Source organism: Alcanivorax sp. (genome assembly GCF_040118815.1).
Taxonomy (GTDB): Bacteria; Pseudomonadota; Gammaproteobacteria; order Pseudomonadales; family Alcanivoracaceae; genus Alcanivorax.
This window is the reverse complement of the sequence record NZ_JBEDTC010000015.1, coordinates 622,244-639,341: the sequence shown is the minus strand read 5'-3', so window position 1 is coordinate 639,341 and position 17,098 is coordinate 622,244. Positions and strand designations below refer to the sequence as shown.

The following is a 17,098-nucleotide window of genomic DNA, read 5'->3' as shown; positions in this document are numbered from 1 at the left end:
ATCCCCCGTTATGCCGGATTGGCGCGCGTGCTCTGCAGCAGGTTTTCCAGGCTTGCAGCCTTGGGTTTAACCAGCCAGAACTTGCGGCTCATGGCATCAAAGTTGTCCAGAATGTACTGGCCCCATTCGCTGCCGGTCTCTTCCACGTAATCTGCGATTACGCCGCGCAGGTGACTGCGATGAGACTCGGTGGCTTCGGAACTGATGCGGTGCAACTCAATCAGCTCCGGGTTGATGCGGTCGAAGAAATCATTGTCTTCGTCCAGGACGAACGCGAAACCGCCGGTCATGCCCGCACCAAAGTTGTGGCCAGTGCGGCCCAGCACGGTGATGGAACCACCGGTCATGTATTCACAGCAGTGATCACCTGCGCCTTCCACGATGGCATGGGCGCCGGAGTTACGCACCCCGAAACGCTCACCCGCGGTACCCGCAGCATAAAGCTTGCCGCCGGTGGCACCGTAGAGGCAGGTATTACCAATAATGGCCGTTTCCTGGCTCTTGAACGGGCTGCCATTGGGCGGACGGATCACCAGCTTACCACCGGCCATGCCTTTGCCCACGTAATCGTTGGCGTCGCCCTCAATGTACATGTGCAGGCCGCCGGCGTTAAACACACCAAAGCTCTGCCCGGCGGTGCCAGTGAAACGTACCTTGATGGGCGCCGCGTCCATACCCAGGTTGCCGTGTTTTTTGGCAATTTCGCCAGACACACGCGCTCCCACGGAACGGTCGCAGTTGGTGATTTCGTAATGGAACGAGCCACCGGACTGGCTTTCGATGGCGGTCGCCATGTCGGCTACCATCTTCTGGCTCAGTACCGCCTTGTCGAACGGCTCGTTGCGGCTCACCTGACAATGGGTGGGCTTGTCCGCCGGCACCAGGTCGTTGCGCAGAATCGGAGTCAGGTCCAGCTTGCCCTGGCGTACGGTTTCACCTTCCAGCACTTTCAACAGGTCGGTGCGACCGATCAGCTCGGGAATGCTCTTCACACCCAGCAACGCCAGCAGCTCACGCACTTCCTTCGCCACAAAGGTGAAGTAGTTGATCAGCAGTTCCGGCGCACCGATAAAGTGCTCTTTACGCAGATCTTCACGCTGGGTCGCCACGCCGGTGGCGCAGTTGTTCAGGTGACAAATACGCAGGTACTTACAGCCCAGCACGATCATCGGCACGGTACCGAAACCGAAGGACTCGGCACCCAGAATGGCTGCTTTGATTACGTCCAGACCGGTCTTCAGGCCACCGTCGGTCTGCAGGCGAATTTTATCCCGCAGATCATTACCGCGCAGCGCCTGATGCGCTTCCGCCAGGCCCAGCTCCCAGGGGGAGCCGGCATAGCGGATGGAGGTCAGCGGGCTAGCTGCGGTACCACCGTCGTAACCGGAAATGGTGATCAGATCCGCATAGGCTTTTGCCACACCGGACGCCACGGTACCCACACCGGGCTCGGACACCAGCTTTACGGATACCTGGGCATCCGGGTTGACCTGCTTGAGATCGAAGATCAGCTGGGACAAATCCTCAATGGAGTAGATGTCGTGGTGCGGCGGCGGCGAAATCAGAGTCACGCCGGGCACCGAGTGACGCAGGCGTGCGATTAACGCATTTACCTTACCACCCGGCAGCTGCCCACCTTCACCAGGCTTGGCACCCTGGGCTACCTTGATCTGCAGCACTTCGGCGTTGACCAGGTAATGCGGGGTCACACCAAAACGGCCGGAGGCGATCTGCTTGATCTTGGATACGCGTTCGGTACCGAAGCGAGCAGGATCTTCGCCGCCCTCACCAGAATTTGAGCGGCCACCCAGGCGATTCATCGCCGTAGCAATGGCTTCGTGGGCTTCCGGGCTCAAGGCTCCGAGGGACATGCCAGCGGAATCGAAGCGCAGCAGGATATCTTCCAGTGGCTCCACTTGATCCACGTCGATGGCGTCCACGTCATCGCGCAGCGCGAACAGGTCGCGCAGGGTCGCTACCGGACGCTTGTTGACCAGTTCGGCGTACTCTTTGTAGGCGTCGTAGTCGCTGTCCTGGGTCGCACGGTGCAGGGCATAGATCACGTCCGGGTTAAAGGCGTGATATTCCTTGCCGTGGATGTATTTGAGGATACCGCCGGCATCAATGGGCTTGCGTTGCTTCCAGGCATCTTTGGCCAGGTTTTGCTGATCTTCCTGGAAATCTTCAAAGCTGGCGCCCTGAATCCGGCTGGGCACGCCGCGGAAGCACAGCTCCACTACATCGCTGGCAATACCGATGGCCTCAAACAGCTGGGCACCCCGGTAGGAGGTAATGGTGGAGATCCCCATCTTGGAGAGGATCTTCATCAGGCCCTTATTGATGCCTTTACGGAAATTCTTCTGCAGCTCCACGGCATCGCCCAGCAGCTCGCCGGAACGCACCATGTCGGCAATAACGTCGTAGGCCAGATACGGGTAAACAGCGGTGGCGCCAAAGCCGAACAACACCGCAAAGTGATGGGAATCACGGACGGTGGCCGTTTCCACGATGATATTGGTGTCAGTACGCAGACCTTTTTCAGTCAAGTAATGATGCACCGCACCGGTAGCCATCAGCGCGTGGATAGTGAGCTTGTCCTGGGCGATGCCATGATCGCTCAGCACCAGAATAACGCTGCCCTCACGGGCCGCCTTCTCTGCTTGCTGACACAGATTCAGTACCGCCTGCTTAAGGCCCACCTCGGCATCATAATGCAAGCTCAGCTTGGCCGTCTGGTAGCCCGGACGCTCAATATTGATCAGGTTAGTGAACTTGGAGTGCGACAGCACCGGCGTGGACAGAATCGCCCGGTCGGCATGGTCCGCAGTCTCTTCGAACACGTTACGCTCGGCACCCACACAGGTTTCCAGGCTCATCACGATCGCTTCGCGCAGCGGATCGATCGGCGGATTGGTCACCTGGGCGAACTGTTGACGGAAGTAATCAAACAGGGAACGCTCACGGCGAGACAAGACCGCCATAGGCGTATCGTCGCCCATGGAGCCAGTGGCTTCCTGTCCCGATTCGGCCAACGGACGCAGAACCTGATCACGCTCTTCAAAGGTGATCTGGAAGAATTTCTGGTAGCTAAGCAGGTCCTGCGGATCCACTTCATCGGTACGACCCACTTCGTGGTCGTAATCCGCTTCGATGCGCAGGGCGTTGCTCTTCAGCCAGTCACGGTAGGGGTGACGGACTTTCAAGCGATTATCGATATCCTTGGTATGCAGGACCTCACCGGTTTCGGTGTCGATGGCCAGAATCTGACCCGGTCCAACACGCCCCTTGGCCACTACATCTTCCGGCTTGTAGCTGTACACGCCGATTTCCGAGGCCAAAGTAATAAAGCCGTTTTTGGTCACCACCCAACGGGCCGGGCGCAGACCGTTACGGTCCAACATGCACACCGCATAACGGCCGTCAGTCATTACCAGTCCGGCGGGGCCGTCCCACGGCTCCATGTGCATGGAGTTATATTCATAAAAGGCACGAAGATCCGCATCCATGGTATCCACGTTCTGCCAGGCAGGCGGGATCATCATGCGTACAGCGCGGAACAAATCCATGCCACCGGCCAGCAACACTTCCAGCATGTTATCCATGCTGGAGGAGTCCGAACCGGTACGGTTCACCAGCGGGCTCAGTTCTTCCAGGCCGGGCAACAGGTCATTTTCAAACTTGTTTTCCCGTGCCAGCGCCCAGTTACGGTTACCTTGCACGGTGTTGATCTCACCGTTGTGGGCCAGGTATCTGAACGGCTGGGCCAGCGGCCACTGGGGCAGCGTGTTGGTGGAGAAACGCTGATGGAAAACGACGATGGCCGTTTCCATGGCACTGTCACCCAGGTCCGGGAAGAACACCGGCAGATCCACCGGCATCATCAAGCCTTTGTAAGACATGACCGAGGCTGACAGGGAACAGATGTAGAAGTAGCCGTCGCTCTCGATGGCTTTTTCCGCATGGCGACGGGCAAAGAACAGCCGACGGTTCAACTCCTGCTCGGAGTTACCATCTGCCGCCACCATCACCTGCCAGAACCCCGGCAGAGAGGCACGCGCCAGATCGCCCAGGCAGGACGGATCCGTCGGCACTTCACGCCAGCCAAGCACGGCGACGCCCTGAGCTTCCAAAGCCGCGTTGATCGCGCTCTTCTGCTGCTGGGCCTGATCCGCGTCCGGATGGGTGAAAACCATCCCCACGCCGTAATTGTCCGGCAACGTAATGGATTGTTCTTGCGCGATCTTGCGGAAGAAAGAATCGGGTTTCTTAAGCAACAGACCGCAGCCATCACCGGTTTTTCCGTCGGCATTGATGCCGCCCCGGTGTGTCATGCACGTAAGTGCTTCAATAGCGGTTTGCAGAAGCTCGTGGCTGGCCTGGCCCTCCATATGGGCAATCAGACCAAAACCACAGTTGTCCCGGAATTCTCCGGGCTCAGTGAGCCCCCGCACCAGCGTTGAGTTCTGCTGCATGAAACCTTTCCTCTTGAAATTCAGAGACTTACAGAAGGCAAATGGCGTCAAAGAAACGGTGACGGCAAAAAAGGGATGTGCATTCTACACATTGCGCGCTTGGGCGACAAATTGAACAGTCACCCAAGGCGCTTTTTCTCGCTCAAAGTTCGTCGCGAACGTCGGCCATCTTGCGCGGAAAAGGCCCTGCCGAGCGCAACTTTGCCGGCAACGTCGACTTTGCATCCAGCGCCGCCTGACGACTGGAATAGTCCCCGGCAAGCACCAAAAACACGGTTTTTCCGTTTCGTTTGGCCGGATAATAGGCCCCCTTACCGCCCAGCTGATCCAACACGCCACGAGCATTGGACTCCTGACTGGTCGCCGTGATCTGCAGGAACCAGTGACTGTCATCCACCTCCGCCAGCCAGGCCGCTTGATTATACCCTGACGCGTCGGCCGACGCCTTTTCTTGTTCCTGTGACAACGCAGGTTTGCTCTGTGCCTTTTCCGGTGTTGACGGCGCCGCTTCCTCCGGTTTTTCAGGCGACGGCGCCACCGCAACTTCCTGCTGCCGCTGAGCAGGAGACGATTGCATCACCGGGTCGGTCACCGGCGTCAGCTGCACATTACCGGTAGCGACCTTTTCGTCACTGTCCACGCCTTCCGGCTCGGCATCCAGATCCTCAAGACGGGCCACCGGCTCCATTGTCGGCTTGAGCGGCGTCACTTCTGGCACGCCGGGGGCAGCCACTTGCTCCGCCGGCACGGACTCCGGCACAGGCAGCGCCAATTCACGGGAATCCGGCACCGCATCCTCATCCTCGCCACCGGCAAACACCGACCACAGAATGATCACCACCAGCAACAAGCCAAGTACTGCGGCCCCATGACGCCATGGCGCCACCGCACGGGGAGTGGCTGTGGCATTCGCCGGCAACGCTGACGCCCCGGCAGCCGCATCATCGCCTTCCTCGCCGTCCTCGTCATCGTTCACGCGCGCAGAAAACCCCTGCATATCATTCAGGTCATCATCAGCCCCTAACGACGCCTCATCCGGGCCACCATGGTCTGCCATAGACTCACCCAAAGGCACCGCCGCCGCTGTATCTCGGCTACCCTGCAACAGTCCGAGCAACGCTCCCGGCAAGCCCTCACTACGATGTGCAAGCTGCTCAGACTCATCATCATCCAACTCTTCCCCGGCCACAAACCAGGCAAAGTCCTGCACGTCATCAGCGTTCAAGGTCGGCAGATCCAACACATCATCCACGGTAAAATCCACGGACTTAAGCGCCTCAACGATTCCCGGCAGACCACCGAACAGGTAGCACAGCCGCACCCCCAGCTTCTGCTTGAGAGCGACCATGGTGGTCAGCGCATCCGCTCTCACGTCTTCACTGTTATCCACCACCACAACCAGGCGACCGTTGCTCAGGGTGTCACGCAGCACCTGAGGCAGGTCTTCACGATCAATATCGAAATGGCGCAACAATGCATCAACCACCACATTGGCATCATGAGGCTCACTGCCATCGATGCGAACCACTTCCATGTCGGCCAGCAGCGCCATCACCGCCTGCCCAAGCAGAGTGGACACACCACTGCCCGTATCGCCCTCTATAGCCACTACCGAGCCCAGCCCGGCATGGGCCGTCATGGCATCCAGGAAATCCCCTCGCGAGGCCCCGCTATAGAAACGTTCGTCATCATGCTCCACAAAAAGCCTCCAGCGTTTTTTGCAATGCCGCTTCATCATAGTCGGCTGTTACCACAGCCTTACCCAGCGCGCGCAACAGCACAAGGCGCAACTGGCCGTTATGAACCTTCTTGTCCATGGCCATCAAATCGACAAACTTTTCCGGTGTCATCTCTTGCGGGACGGCCACCGGCAAGCCCCAGGTAGACAATAACGCCACCACGCCAGGCTCCAGCGAATCCGGCACCCAGCCAAGCTCGGCCGACATCCGGATCGCCATCAACATACCCACCGCCACCGCCTCGCCATGCAACCACTGACTGTAACCCGTGGCCGTCTCAATCGCATGACCGAAGGTATGCCCCAGATTCAACAGAGCGCGATTCCCCTGCTCAGTCTCATCGTCCGCCACCACCTGCGCCTTGTTCTCGCAGCTGCGGAAGATGGCTTCGGATATCACCGACTCTTCTCTGGACAACAACTGGCTGTTATTGGTTTCCAGCCACTGATAGAAATCCGGATCACGGATAAGCCCATACTTGATCACTTCCGCATAACCGGCAGCCAACTCCCGCTCGGGCAGCGTGCTCAGCACATCGGTATCAATCAGTACCAGGCGCGGCTGATGAAATGCACCGATCATGTTCTTGCCACGGGGATGATTCACTGCCGTCTTGCCGCCCACGGACGAATCGACCTGCGCCAGCAGCGTAGTCGGCACCTGGATAAAATCCACACCGCGCTGATAGCAGGCCGCCGCAAACCCCACCATGTCGCCAACCACACCACCACCCAACGCAATCAGCGTGGTGGTGCGCGAGTGGCGCTTGGCCATCAGGGCATCAAAAAGGGTTTCAAGAGTTTCCAGCGTTTTGTACTTTTCGCCGTCAGGCAGAATCAGGGTGTCACACTGGATAGCAGAGAACTGTGCCTCAAGCGATGCCAGATACAACGGTGCCACCGTTTCATTGGTGATGATCATCACCTGATTACCGCGCACCTGCTCGGCGAGGGGAAAAGACGACAGCAAGCCAGCCCCGATATGAATAGGGTAACTCCGCTCGGCCAGGGCCACCTGAAGTGTGCGCATTACAGCTCCCACAAGGATAATTCAGCAAAACAGGCCAAACACCAGCCCGACAATTGCCTGCATTATCCTTGTGGGTGAGAGTCCAAACAAGCGAGCACGTCATCAGCCACTTTTTTCAGGTTGCCTGATGCGGTCGAGACGACATGGTGAGCCACCTGCCGATAGAGCGGATCACGCTCGGCGAACAGGGCCTCCAGCCGCGCTTTGGGGTCTGCCGTTTGCAGCAGCGGGCGGCCTTTGTCATTGCGGGTGCGCGCCAGCTGGATATCTACCGGCGTCCACAGGTAGACCACACAACCGCGCTCATGAAGAAAGGTGCGATTTTCCGGGGTAACCACCACCCCGCCCCCGGTAGCCAGCACGATGCCGGACTCGCAGGTCAGCTCATCGATAACATCCTGCTCACGCCGCCGGAACCCCGCTTCGCCTTCCATATCGAAGATCCACGGAATGTCCGCACCGGTCTTCTCCTCAATAACACGATCAGAGTCGAAAAACGGGCGATCCAACAGCTGGGCAAGATGTCGCCCCAGGGTGCTTTTACCTGCACCCATGGGGCCGACAAGAATCAAAGGAACAATAAAATTAGTCTTGATCACCGATTAGCCAAAGCATCCTTCATCAACCGTGGCGTAATAAAGATCAGCAGTTCTTGCTTGTTATCACGATTGACAGTCTTCCTGAACAGGGCACCAATCCACGGCAAGTCACCCAGGAAAGGCGTCTTGGTCACGGAATTGATCTTCTCCTGCTGGAAGATACCACCAAGCACCACCGTCTCGCCATCGTTAACCAGCACAGACGTTTCCACCCGGTTAGTATTGATCGCAGCAGAACCATCTGAACTAAAGGAGTCATTATTCACCTTCAGCGTCATGATGATGTTGCCATCAGGCGTGATATGCGGGGTCACCTCAAGACGCAGCTCAGCCTCCACAAAATCGATGGACGTGGCACCGGAGGAGGTGGCCACCTCAAACGGCACCTGCTGACCGGAGGCGATCACCGCCGGCTGCTGATCCGCGGTCAAAACCTTCGGCGTCGCCACCAGCTCACCGTGACCTTCAGCCTCTAGCGCAGAAAGCTCAAGTTCGATCAAGCCGGAGGCCAGCGAAGTGAAACCAACAGCGAACCGCGATGCATTAGCAGAATCCACCCCCAGATCGACAATCAAATCGTCATCGTTTTCGGTTTCTTCAAACTCAAAGTCATCCGGTCCAAATTCCACATCATCAGGGTGCCCCGTGCCGGGGGTAGGATAAGCGATGGTCGCATCGATATTGGTTTGATGCAGATTCCGCAGCGACTGCAGACGACCTGACACGCCGTAGGTACGACCATCCTCAAGCATGCTCTCCGTATCAAAACCCAGTCCGCCCCAACGCACACCAAACTCGTCGGTCACATCATTCGTCGCCACGACGACTCGAGCCTCAATAAGCACCTGTTGAACAGGAACGTCCAACTGATCAATCAGCTCACGAATCTCTTCCAGTTTGGCCTGAGTATCCTGAACAATCAGAGTATTGGTGCGCTGATCCACCACCACAGAGCCGCGCCCCGAAACCAGTGCCTCACCTTTACCGCCGGCGTTCGATATCAAACTTTTCAACTCAGACGCATTGGCATAATTGATATTGATGTACTGAGTGCGCAAAGGCGCCAGCGCTTCAATTTTCTTCTGACTTTCCAGCTCCAGCTGTTCGCGCGCAGCAATCTCATCCGCAGGGGCGACCAGAAGAACATTACCCACCTGGCGTTTATCCAGCCCCTTGGTTTTCAGAATCAATTCCAATGCCTGATCCCAAGGCACATTCTGCAAACGCAGAGTGATGCGGCCATCAACCGTGTCAGATGCGACCAGATTCAGGCCGGTAAAATCGGCGATCAACTGCAGCACCGAACGCACCTCAATATCCTGAAAATTCAGTGAGAGCTTCTCGCCAGTATATTCAAAGGCATCCTTCTTCTTTCTTGCCGCCTCAGCCTTACTCACCGGCTTAACATTAATGCTGAACTCATTATCCGCCTGGTATGCCAGATACTCCCACACACCCGTGGGTTCAATGACCACCATAGTGCTGCCGTTAGCGGACTGGGTTTCCACCATTTTTACCGGTGTCGCAAAATCGGTCACATCCAGCTTGCGGACCAGCTCATTAGGCACCCCTGCGCCCACAAACCGCGCCACGATCTTGCCACCCTCTTCCTTAACATCCACCGGAATGGACGGCTCGGACAACTTGATGATCACGCGGCCCTCACCGCTGTCGCCACGCCGGAAATCAACTCCCGTTACGGCAGCCTCACCACTGTAATCATCACCTTGTGTGGCCTGATTCTGCTTGTCCACCTGGTCATTACCCAACAAAACAACCAAGTCATCGCCTTCGGTACGCGTAGAGTACCCGGTCAACGACTCGAGATTAAAAATCAGGCGTGTTCTGTCTTTTGCTTCAACAATTGTCACACTTCGGGCATTACCAGAACCAAGATTCTGACGCTTACCTGCGATATCCGAATCAGCGCCAACCAAGTCCAACGCAATCCGAGCTGGCTGCTCGATACTGTAACCCTTTACCTCTGGCACACCGCCTTCAAATTTCAGGCGCACTTCCATCCCATCACCTGACAGCGAATTTGCCTCAATAGACTTCAGCGTGTCTGCGCCTGCAACCATGGAGAGAGCCGACAACACCCCCACAGAAACCAGCCCCGCCAGACGCCGGGAAGCGCTCTTTTTTATTGTCAATTTTGCACATTTCATAACTGGGTCCCCAGCGACTGTTATTCGGAAATCGAGACGTTACTGGCGCGTTCCACCCAGCCATCTCGACCATCCGGTACGATTTCAATCAAACTTACTTTGGTTTCATTAACCTGCTTAACCAGACCAAAGTTTTTCCCCATATAACTGCCCGGTTTGACACGGGTAACTGCCCCGGAAGGATCAGCGACAAGCGCCTGAAGCGACTGACCAGGCCTGGTAATGGTGCCAACCATTTTTAACGTATCCAGAGAGAATCGCTCCAGATACTCTTTAGGCCGCCCCATATCCGGCTCCACTTTTCGCCCATCGGGCACCACCAGCAGCTCTTGGTCCTGCGGAGGGCTGAATGGCGAGCGCAGCTTGTGCGCCGCATACGAATAGGAAGCAATAGGCTTGAATTCCGGCGGCGGCTCAATTCTGCCCCGAGGCCTTGCCTTGATCTCCTGAAGGCGCGCATCCAGCTCGGACAAATTTGCACTGGAACCGCACCCGGAAAGCCCGAACAAGGCAACGCAAGCGACCAACAGAAAAACTATATTTTTCATCATCTCACGCCCCCTTATTTCTTCTTGCCGGAAGAGTTTGCACCACCGTCTTTACTGGAATAGCGATAGGTCTTCGCCGTAATATCCATTCTCAGCAACCCCAAAGCGGCCAGCTCTTTATTACTATCGGATGGGCGCGCAACCGTGAAATCATGCAACGTTACGATACGAGGCAACGACGCCACACCGGACACGAAGGAACCAAACCCATGGTAGTCGCCGATCACTTGAATATTGATCGGAAGCTCGGCATAGAACTCCTTTTCAATTTCACTCCTCAGCTCAATATTCTCAAACTCCAGCCCACTACCCAGTCCGGTATGGGTGATATCTTCAAGCAGGCCAGGTACCTCGGTATCTTTCGGCAACTGCTTAAGAAGCGCCCCGAAAGTTTGCTCCATTTCTGCCAATTGCTTACGAAACTGGTCCAGATTGTGAGCCTCAAAGGCTTTCTTTTCGTATGCCTGCAGCAAGGTAGATTCCTCTCGCTGCTGCTGATCAAGCGCCTGATTTGCGTCACTAATCGACAGGAAATAACCGAGAGTCACAACCAGCACCAGCACTAAAATAGCAGCACCAATTTTGATCGGTGTGGGCCACCCCCCCACATTTTCGAAATCCAGACTGTTGAGCTCATCCATCAACTCACCCAAGTCCAAATTTTTCAGCTCAGAGGCTTTCATTGTTTTTCTCCCTCTTTATTGCTGTTCAGAGAGGCCTGCTTGACTGTTAACGTAAAACTATTTGCTTGAGATCCATCTTCTTCAAGCGCCGTCACATTTTGCAAATTCGCACTCTGAAACCAGGAGGACTCATCCAGGTTTCGCATCAGGCGGGAAATGCGATTGTTACTTTCAGCCACACCATCAATAGTGTACAGATCACCTACTCGCTTGATTTCATTATAGAAAACGCCATCCGGAAGCGTCTTCACCAATTCATCAAACACATACACGATGGTCGGCCGATTGCCTTGCAGATTCTGAATAACCTCCATTCTTGCCACCAGTTCATCACGGCGAGACTGAAGCTCTTTAATCTCTTTAATCTTGTCATCCAGCTCTGCAGAGCGAGTCTGAATATGGCTATTACGGGCACGCTGATCGGTTATCTGTTGATCCACATATCCCTTCCACATCCAAAAAATGCCGCCCCCCACAATAGCCGCAAGAACCAACAGCATGACGAATTCCTGTTGGCGCTGTTTGCGGCGCTCTTCGCGCCAGGGCAACAGGTTAATTGTTGTTGTCATTGGTCAAAGCTCCTCAATGCCAGGCCGCAGGCAATCATCAGTGCAGGGGCATCATTGGCAATGGCAGAGGCACTCACCTTGTTTGCCAGCGCCATGTCACTGAACGGATTGGCCACGGAACAGCCCGCCCCCACTTTCTCCTGTATCAGATCGCTCAGATCAGCGATCGAGGCAGACCCCCCTGCCAGCAGGATATAATCCACTTCATTGAACTGGGTAGAGCCATAGAAAAACTGCAGGGAACGATTCACCTGCTGGACAATGGCGTCCTTGAACGGCTGCAGCACTTCACTTTCGTAATCATCGGGAAGTTCGCCGGTCTTCTTGGCAAGGCCAGCCTCCTCCATGGAGATACCGTAGCGACGCTGAATTTCCTCAGTGAGCTGCTTGCCACCGAAGAGCTGTTCGCGGGTATAAACGCTGCGCCCCTGGTGGAACACATTCAGCGTGGTCATGGTGGCACCGATATCGAATACGGCCACGGTTTCCAGCTCATCCGCGTTGGGCAAGCCGGCCTGGATCAACTGAAACGCACGCTCCATGGCATACGCTTCCACATCCACCGCGCGGGGCTGCAAGCCACCGATTTCTAAAGCATCGGTGCGCATTTCCACGTTTTCCGTGCGTGAAGCCGCAACCAGCACCTCCACCCGCTCATCGTTATTTTCCACCGGCCCCACGACCTGAAAGTCCATGCGGACTTCATCCATGGGATAAGGGATGTACTGATCAGCCTCGGACTTGAGCTGCATTTCCAATGCATCCTCGTCCAGGTCCGCATCCATTTCGATGAGTTTGGTGATCACCGCGGAACCGGACACCGCCACCGCCGCGGCTTTCACCCCGGGGCGCGCACGGCTGACCAGGCGGGCGATAGCATCGCCCACACCTTCCACGTCGCTGATGTTTTTCTCGACAACCGCATTGGCCGGCAGGGGCTCAACCCCATAGCTCTCAACCTTGTAGCGGCCCCCTGATTTGGACAGTTCCAGCAGCTTGACCGCCGTGGAGCTGATGTCGATCCCCAGTAGTGTCTGGGCCTTTTTTCTGAGGAAAGGCAGCACTGTCGTCGTCCCGTCTGGTTATTATTGAAGTGTTTTTTCTTGCTAAAGATACACTTACACGTTTTTTATGTCGAATCACTTTAGGTGTTAGTAATAGCAGAACAGATATTAGATCACAACAAGCATTCCACCATATAATGACCCACTTCACGGGCCGGCTAGGCCTTTCTACCGATCCCAGCCAGTAGTTGCCGAAAACATGCGTTTACCCTCCTGGATCCGATACCTGCTGTTACTTCTCATTGCCGGCACCGGCGGTGGCTTGGCAGCCCTCGCCGCCTGCTATCTTTACTTGGCCCCCCAACTGCCCCCGGCAAGCCAGATTCGCGAGGTGGAATACCAGATTCCCCTGCGCATCTACAGCCGCGACATGAAGCTGATCGCAGAATACGGGGAAAAACGCCGACAGCCAGTGACTTACGACGAACTGCCGGAACCGCTGATCCAGGCGGTACTGGCTGCGGAAGACGAACGCTTCTTCCGCCACAACGGCGTGGACCTGAAAGGCCTGTTGCGGGCCTTTGTGGAACTGGCCCGCTACCGGGAAATCCGCTCCGGGGGCTCCACCATTACCATGCAGGTGGCCCGAAACTTCTTCCTGGACCGAGAACAGCGTTTTCTGCGCAAATTCAACGAAATCGTGCTCGCCATCCAGATTGAACGGGTCCTCAGCAAGGAAGAAATCCTCGAGCTGTACTTGAACAAAATCTACTTGGGCCATCGGGCCTACGGCGCCGAAGCCGCCTCCCAAGTCTATTACGGCAAGCCAGTGGGCGGACTCAGCCTGCCCCAGTGGGCCATGATTGCCGGCCTGCCGAAAGCCCCATCGGCCTACAATCCGATCACCAACCCTCAGCGGGCCCAAGTCCGGCGCAACTGGATCCTGCATCGCATGGAAGAAACCGGCGCCATCACTACCGAACAGCGAGAACTGGCCCAGGCTGCCCCGGTCAGTGCCCGTTTCCATGCCGCTTCACCTGAAGTCGATGCCGCCTATTTAGGCGAAATGGCCCGTCTGCAAGCCATGGACCTGGTCGATGCCAACATCTACACCGACGGCATCCGTATCATCACCACCGTAGACAGCAAACGCCAACAGGCTGCCGTCAACGCCCTGCGCAACGGTTTGCACAGCTATGACGAACGCCACGGCTACCGCGGCCCACTGGCACAGCTGGACATCAGCGACGCCCCGGCCCTGCCCTCGCCTTCAAATACCGACAGCGAAAAGCCCCCGGAAGACAGCACCGACAAACCCGTCGTCGCCGAAGAAGCGGAGCTGGAAAAGACCATCACCGGCCTGGACCCGGATGTGGCCAACTGGGCCGAACGCATCAAGGACCAGCGCCGCATCGGCCCCCTGCAACCCGCCATCGTTACCACCGTGGGCGACAAGGACGCGGAAATTCTGTTCCGGGACGGCAAGCGCAGCCCGCTTGCCTGGAATAACATCCGCTGGGCGCGCCCCCAGCTCAACAATAAATATGTAGGCAAGGAGCCGACCCAGGCCGGCGACGTTCTTAGCAAAGGAGACGTGATCTACGTACGCCCGGCCGGTAGCGGCGAAGATCGCCATTGGCGCCTAGCTCAACTGCCCAAGGCCCAGTCCGCACTGATCTCACTGGACCCGGCCAGCGGCGCCATTGTTGCCCTGCAAGGGGGCTATAGCTTCTCCACGTCCAACTTTAACCGGGCAGTACAGAGCGAGCGCCAGGCCGGTTCCGTATTCAAGCCGTTCGTCTACACCTCCGCCATGGAGAACGGTTTCACCCCGGCGTCTATTATTAACGATGCCCCGGTGGTCTTTGACGACGACAAATTGGAAACCGCCTGGCGCCCCACCGGGGCCAGCGGCAAATTTTATGGTCCCACCCGCATGCGCGAAGCCCTGTATCGCTCACTGAACCTGGTCTCGATCCGCATCCTGCGCCAGATCGGCATCAGCCAGGCCATGGGCACCCTGAAGCGTTTCGGCCTGCCGGCGGAAACCTTCCAGCGCGACCTCTCCCTGGCACTGGGCAGCGCCAGCGTCACCCCCATGGACATTGCCTCGGCCTACAGCATCTTTGCCAACGGCGGCTACCGGGTGACTCCCTGGAGCATCGTGCAGATCGAAAAGGACAACGGCGATGTGCTCTGGAAAGCCCCTGAGGTCATTTTTTGCGATAGCCCCTGTGAGCCACCACAGCAGAGCGACGAAACATCGCCGGCGCTCACCGACATCGACAATGCCAACGCGAACGCGAACGCGAACGCGAACGACAGCGATGAGAGCACCCCACAGGCCCAGCAACCACCACCAGTCATGGCCCCCCGCGTGATTGACGCCCGCGTTGCCTGGTTGATGAACTCCATACTGCAAGACGTGGTGCGACGCGGCACCGGCCATCAGGCTAACGGCCTGGGTCGCCGGGACCTGGCCGGGAAAACGGGGACCACCAACGACCAGGTAGACGCCTGGTTCTCCGGCTACTCACCGGACCTGGTTGCCACCGTCTGGGTTGGCTTCGACAACCCGGCCTCCCTGGGCTGGGGCGAATACGGCGGCAAGGCAGCCCTGCCCATCTGGATGGATTACATGGGTCCGGCCCTGGAAGGCGTACCCAACCACCAGCTGGAACAACCCTCCGGCATCGCCACCGTGCGCATCGATCCACACAGCGGCCTGCTGGCCCGCCCGGAGAACCCGAATTCCATTCGTGAGTATTTCATCAAAAGCCAGGTACCGGATATGGAACCAGCAAGAGGTCCGGGCGGGCACAGTGCGCCGGAGCAGATATTTTAAAGAGACGCATCACGCAACATGCAACACGGAAAGGCGTGAAGCGTGTTGCATGATGCTTGCAGCCATAAAAAAACCGCCTTTCGGCGGTTTTTTTATGGCTGGCGTTTCTTGTTACAACTCCGGAAAGATCTCGTCCAGCGAGTTCAGCGGGTAGTGCGACGGATAGCCTTTACGGGCCACACCGCAATCTACCGCAGCCTGCGCCACAGCCGCAGACACCTTACCCAGCAAGCGCGGATCGTTGGGCTTGGGAATGATGTATTCCGGCCCGAAGGTCAGTGGCTCACCGCCGTAGGCATCCAACACCTCCTGCGGGGGCGCTGTACGCACCAGCTCGGCGATGGCATGTACCGCAGCGATTTTCATTTCTTCGGTGATGGACGTAGAGCGAACATCCAGCGCCCCACGGAACATGTATGGGAAGCACAGCACATTGTTCACCTGATTCGGATAATCCGAACGGCCCGTGGCGACAATGGCATCCGAACGCACAGCCTTGGCCACTTCCGGGCGAATCTCCGGGTCCGGGTTGGCCAGCGCGAAAATAATCGGCTTTGGCGCCATTTTCTTGACCATATCAGGGGTCAGCATATCCGGACCAGACACACCAATAAACACATCAGCGCCGTCCACTGCGTCATCCAGAGTGCGCTTATCGGTATCGTTGGCCAGCGCCGCCTTGTACTGGTTCAAGTCATCGCGACGGCTGTGAATCACGCCCTTACGATCCAGCACCAGGATGTTTTCCTTACGCGCGCCCATCTCGATCAGCAAACGCACAGACGCCACACCGGCTGCACCCGCGCCCACACACACGACCTTGATGTCTTCGATGCGCTTGTTCTGGATTTCCAGCGCATTGATCAGGCCGGCACCCACCACAATGGCGGTACCGTGCTGGTCATCATGGAATACCGGCACCTCGCACTGCTCTTTGAGAATTCGCTCAATCTCGAAGCATTCCGGTGCACGGATATCTTCCAGATTGATGCCACCAAAGGTGCGATGAATGCGCATCACCGTATCGATAAAGGCTTGAGAATCTTCCGCATCCACCTCGATATCGAACACATCGATACCGGCAAACAACTTGAACAGAATGCCCTTGCCTTCCATCACCGGCTTGGACGCCAGCGCCCCCAGATTACCCAGGCCAAGAATCGCGGTGCCATCGCTGATGACCGCCACCAGGTTGCCCTTGGAGGTAAAACGGTAGGCCAGCTCCGGCTCCCGGGCGATTTCACGCACCGGTTCCGCGACACCCGGGCTATACGCCAGGCTCAGGTCTCGACTGGTCGCCGCCGGCTTGGTTACCTCGACGCTGATTTTCCCCGGCCGCGGTTTGGCGTGGTATTCCAGGGCCGCCGTTTTTAAATCCTCGGACATGCTGGTCTCCGCTTCCCTACTTGGGATATACACTGTGTACGCAAGTACTTAACGTA

Annotated in this window: 11 protein-coding genes; 1 reads left to right on the top strand and 10 read right to left on the bottom strand. The window is 57.0% G+C overall.

Going from position 1 to position 17,098, the window contains the following annotated elements:
• Window positions 1–8 precede the first annotated feature (8 nt).
• The 9 genes from gltB to ABNH18_RS12235 form a co-directional block, all read right to left on the bottom strand.
• Window positions 9–4,472, bottom strand: a complete 4,464-nt coding sequence (gltB, locus tag ABNH18_RS12275; protein ID WP_349383087.1) for a glutamate synthase large subunit — start codon at window positions 4,470–4,472, stop codon at window positions 9–11.
• A 142-nt stretch (window positions 4,473–4,614) separates the two neighbouring features.
• Window positions 4,615–6,171: an SPOR domain-containing protein gene (locus ABNH18_RS12270; RefSeq protein ID WP_349383086.1), complete on the bottom strand. Its 1,557-nt coding sequence runs from the start codon at window positions 6,169–6,171 to the stop codon at window positions 4,615–4,617.
• Window positions 6,161–7,240, bottom strand: a complete 1,080-nt coding sequence (gene aroB, locus ABNH18_RS12265) for a 3-dehydroquinate synthase (RefSeq protein WP_349383085.1) — start codon at window positions 7,238–7,240, stop codon at window positions 6,161–6,163. The genes ABNH18_RS12270 and aroB overlap by 11 nt, the downstream gene beginning before the upstream one ends.
• A 62-nt stretch (window positions 7,241–7,302) precedes the next feature.
• Window positions 7,303–7,839, bottom strand: a complete 537-nt coding sequence (gene aroK / locus ABNH18_RS12260; protein WP_349383084.1) for a shikimate kinase AroK — start codon at window positions 7,837–7,839, stop codon at window positions 7,303–7,305.
• The gene (locus tag ABNH18_RS12255) at window positions 7,836–9,992 is read right to left on the bottom strand and encodes a type IV pilus secretin PilQ (protein WP_349383083.1); all 2,157 of its coding nucleotides are present in this window, start codon (window positions 9,990–9,992) and stop codon (window positions 7,836–7,838) included. The genes aroK and ABNH18_RS12255 overlap by 4 nt, the downstream gene beginning before the upstream one ends.
• Before the next feature lie 35 nt (window positions 9,993–10,027).
• Window positions 10,028–10,480, bottom strand: a complete 453-nt coding sequence (locus ABNH18_RS12250) for a pilus assembly protein PilP (RefSeq protein ID WP_349383082.1) — start codon at window positions 10,478–10,480, stop codon at window positions 10,028–10,030.
• A gap of 89 nt (window positions 10,481–10,569) precedes the next feature.
• A complete protein-coding gene (locus ABNH18_RS12245; RefSeq protein ID WP_349383081.1) occupies window positions 10,570–11,238 on the bottom strand; it encodes a type IV pilus inner membrane component PilO in 669 nt (222 codons plus the stop codon).
• Window positions 11,235–11,807: a PilN domain-containing protein gene (locus ABNH18_RS12240; RefSeq protein ID WP_349383080.1), complete on the bottom strand. Its 573-nt coding sequence runs from the start codon at window positions 11,805–11,807 to the stop codon at window positions 11,235–11,237. Before ABNH18_RS12240 ends, ABNH18_RS12245 begins: the two co-directional genes overlap by 4 nt.
• On the bottom strand, window positions 11,804–12,871 hold the full coding sequence (locus tag ABNH18_RS12235; RefSeq protein ID WP_349383079.1) for a pilus assembly protein PilM: 1,068 nt from the start codon (window positions 12,869–12,871) through the stop codon (window positions 11,804–11,806). Before ABNH18_RS12235 ends, ABNH18_RS12240 begins: the two co-directional genes overlap by 4 nt.
• A gap of 199 nt (window positions 12,872–13,070) precedes the next feature.
• Here ABNH18_RS12235 and ABNH18_RS12230 point away from each other — a divergent pair, with 199 nt between their 5' ends.
• Window positions 13,071–15,656, top strand: coding sequence for a penicillin-binding protein 1A (locus ABNH18_RS12230; RefSeq protein WP_349383078.1), 2,586 nt, complete (start codon window positions 13,071–13,073; stop codon window positions 15,654–15,656).
• Window positions 15,657–15,767: 111 nt separating this feature from the next.
• Here ABNH18_RS12230 and ABNH18_RS12225 read toward each other — a convergent pair whose 3' ends face one another.
• Window positions 15,768–17,042: a malic enzyme-like NAD(P)-binding protein gene (locus ABNH18_RS12225; protein ID WP_349383077.1), complete on the bottom strand. Its 1,275-nt coding sequence runs from the start codon at window positions 17,040–17,042 to the stop codon at window positions 15,768–15,770.
• Window positions 17,043–17,098 lie beyond the last annotated feature (56 nt).

Excerpts from the sequence above, each read along its gene's own strand:
- gltB (WP_349383087.1), bottom strand. The coding sequence starts at position 4,472 with ATGCAGCAGAACTCAACGCTGGTGCGGGGGCTCACTGAGCCCGGAGAA.
- aroB (WP_349383085.1), bottom strand. The coding sequence starts at position 7,240 with ATGCGCACACTTCAGGTGGCCCTGGCCGAGCGGAGTTACCCTATTCAT.
- ABNH18_RS12245 (WP_349383081.1), bottom strand. The coding sequence starts at position 11,238 with ATGAAAGCCTCTGAGCTGAAAAATTTGGACTTGGGTGAGTTGATGGAT.
- ABNH18_RS12240 (WP_349383080.1), bottom strand. The coding sequence starts at position 11,807 with ATGACAACAACAATTAACCTGTTGCCCTGGCGCGAAGAGCGCCGCAAA.
- ABNH18_RS12230 (WP_349383078.1), top strand. The coding sequence starts at position 13,071 with ATGCGTTTACCCTCCTGGATCCGATACCTGCTGTTACTTCTCATTGCC.
- ABNH18_RS12225 (WP_349383077.1), bottom strand. The coding sequence starts at position 17,042 with ATGTCCGAGGATTTAAAAACGGCGGCCCTGGAATACCACGCCAAACCG.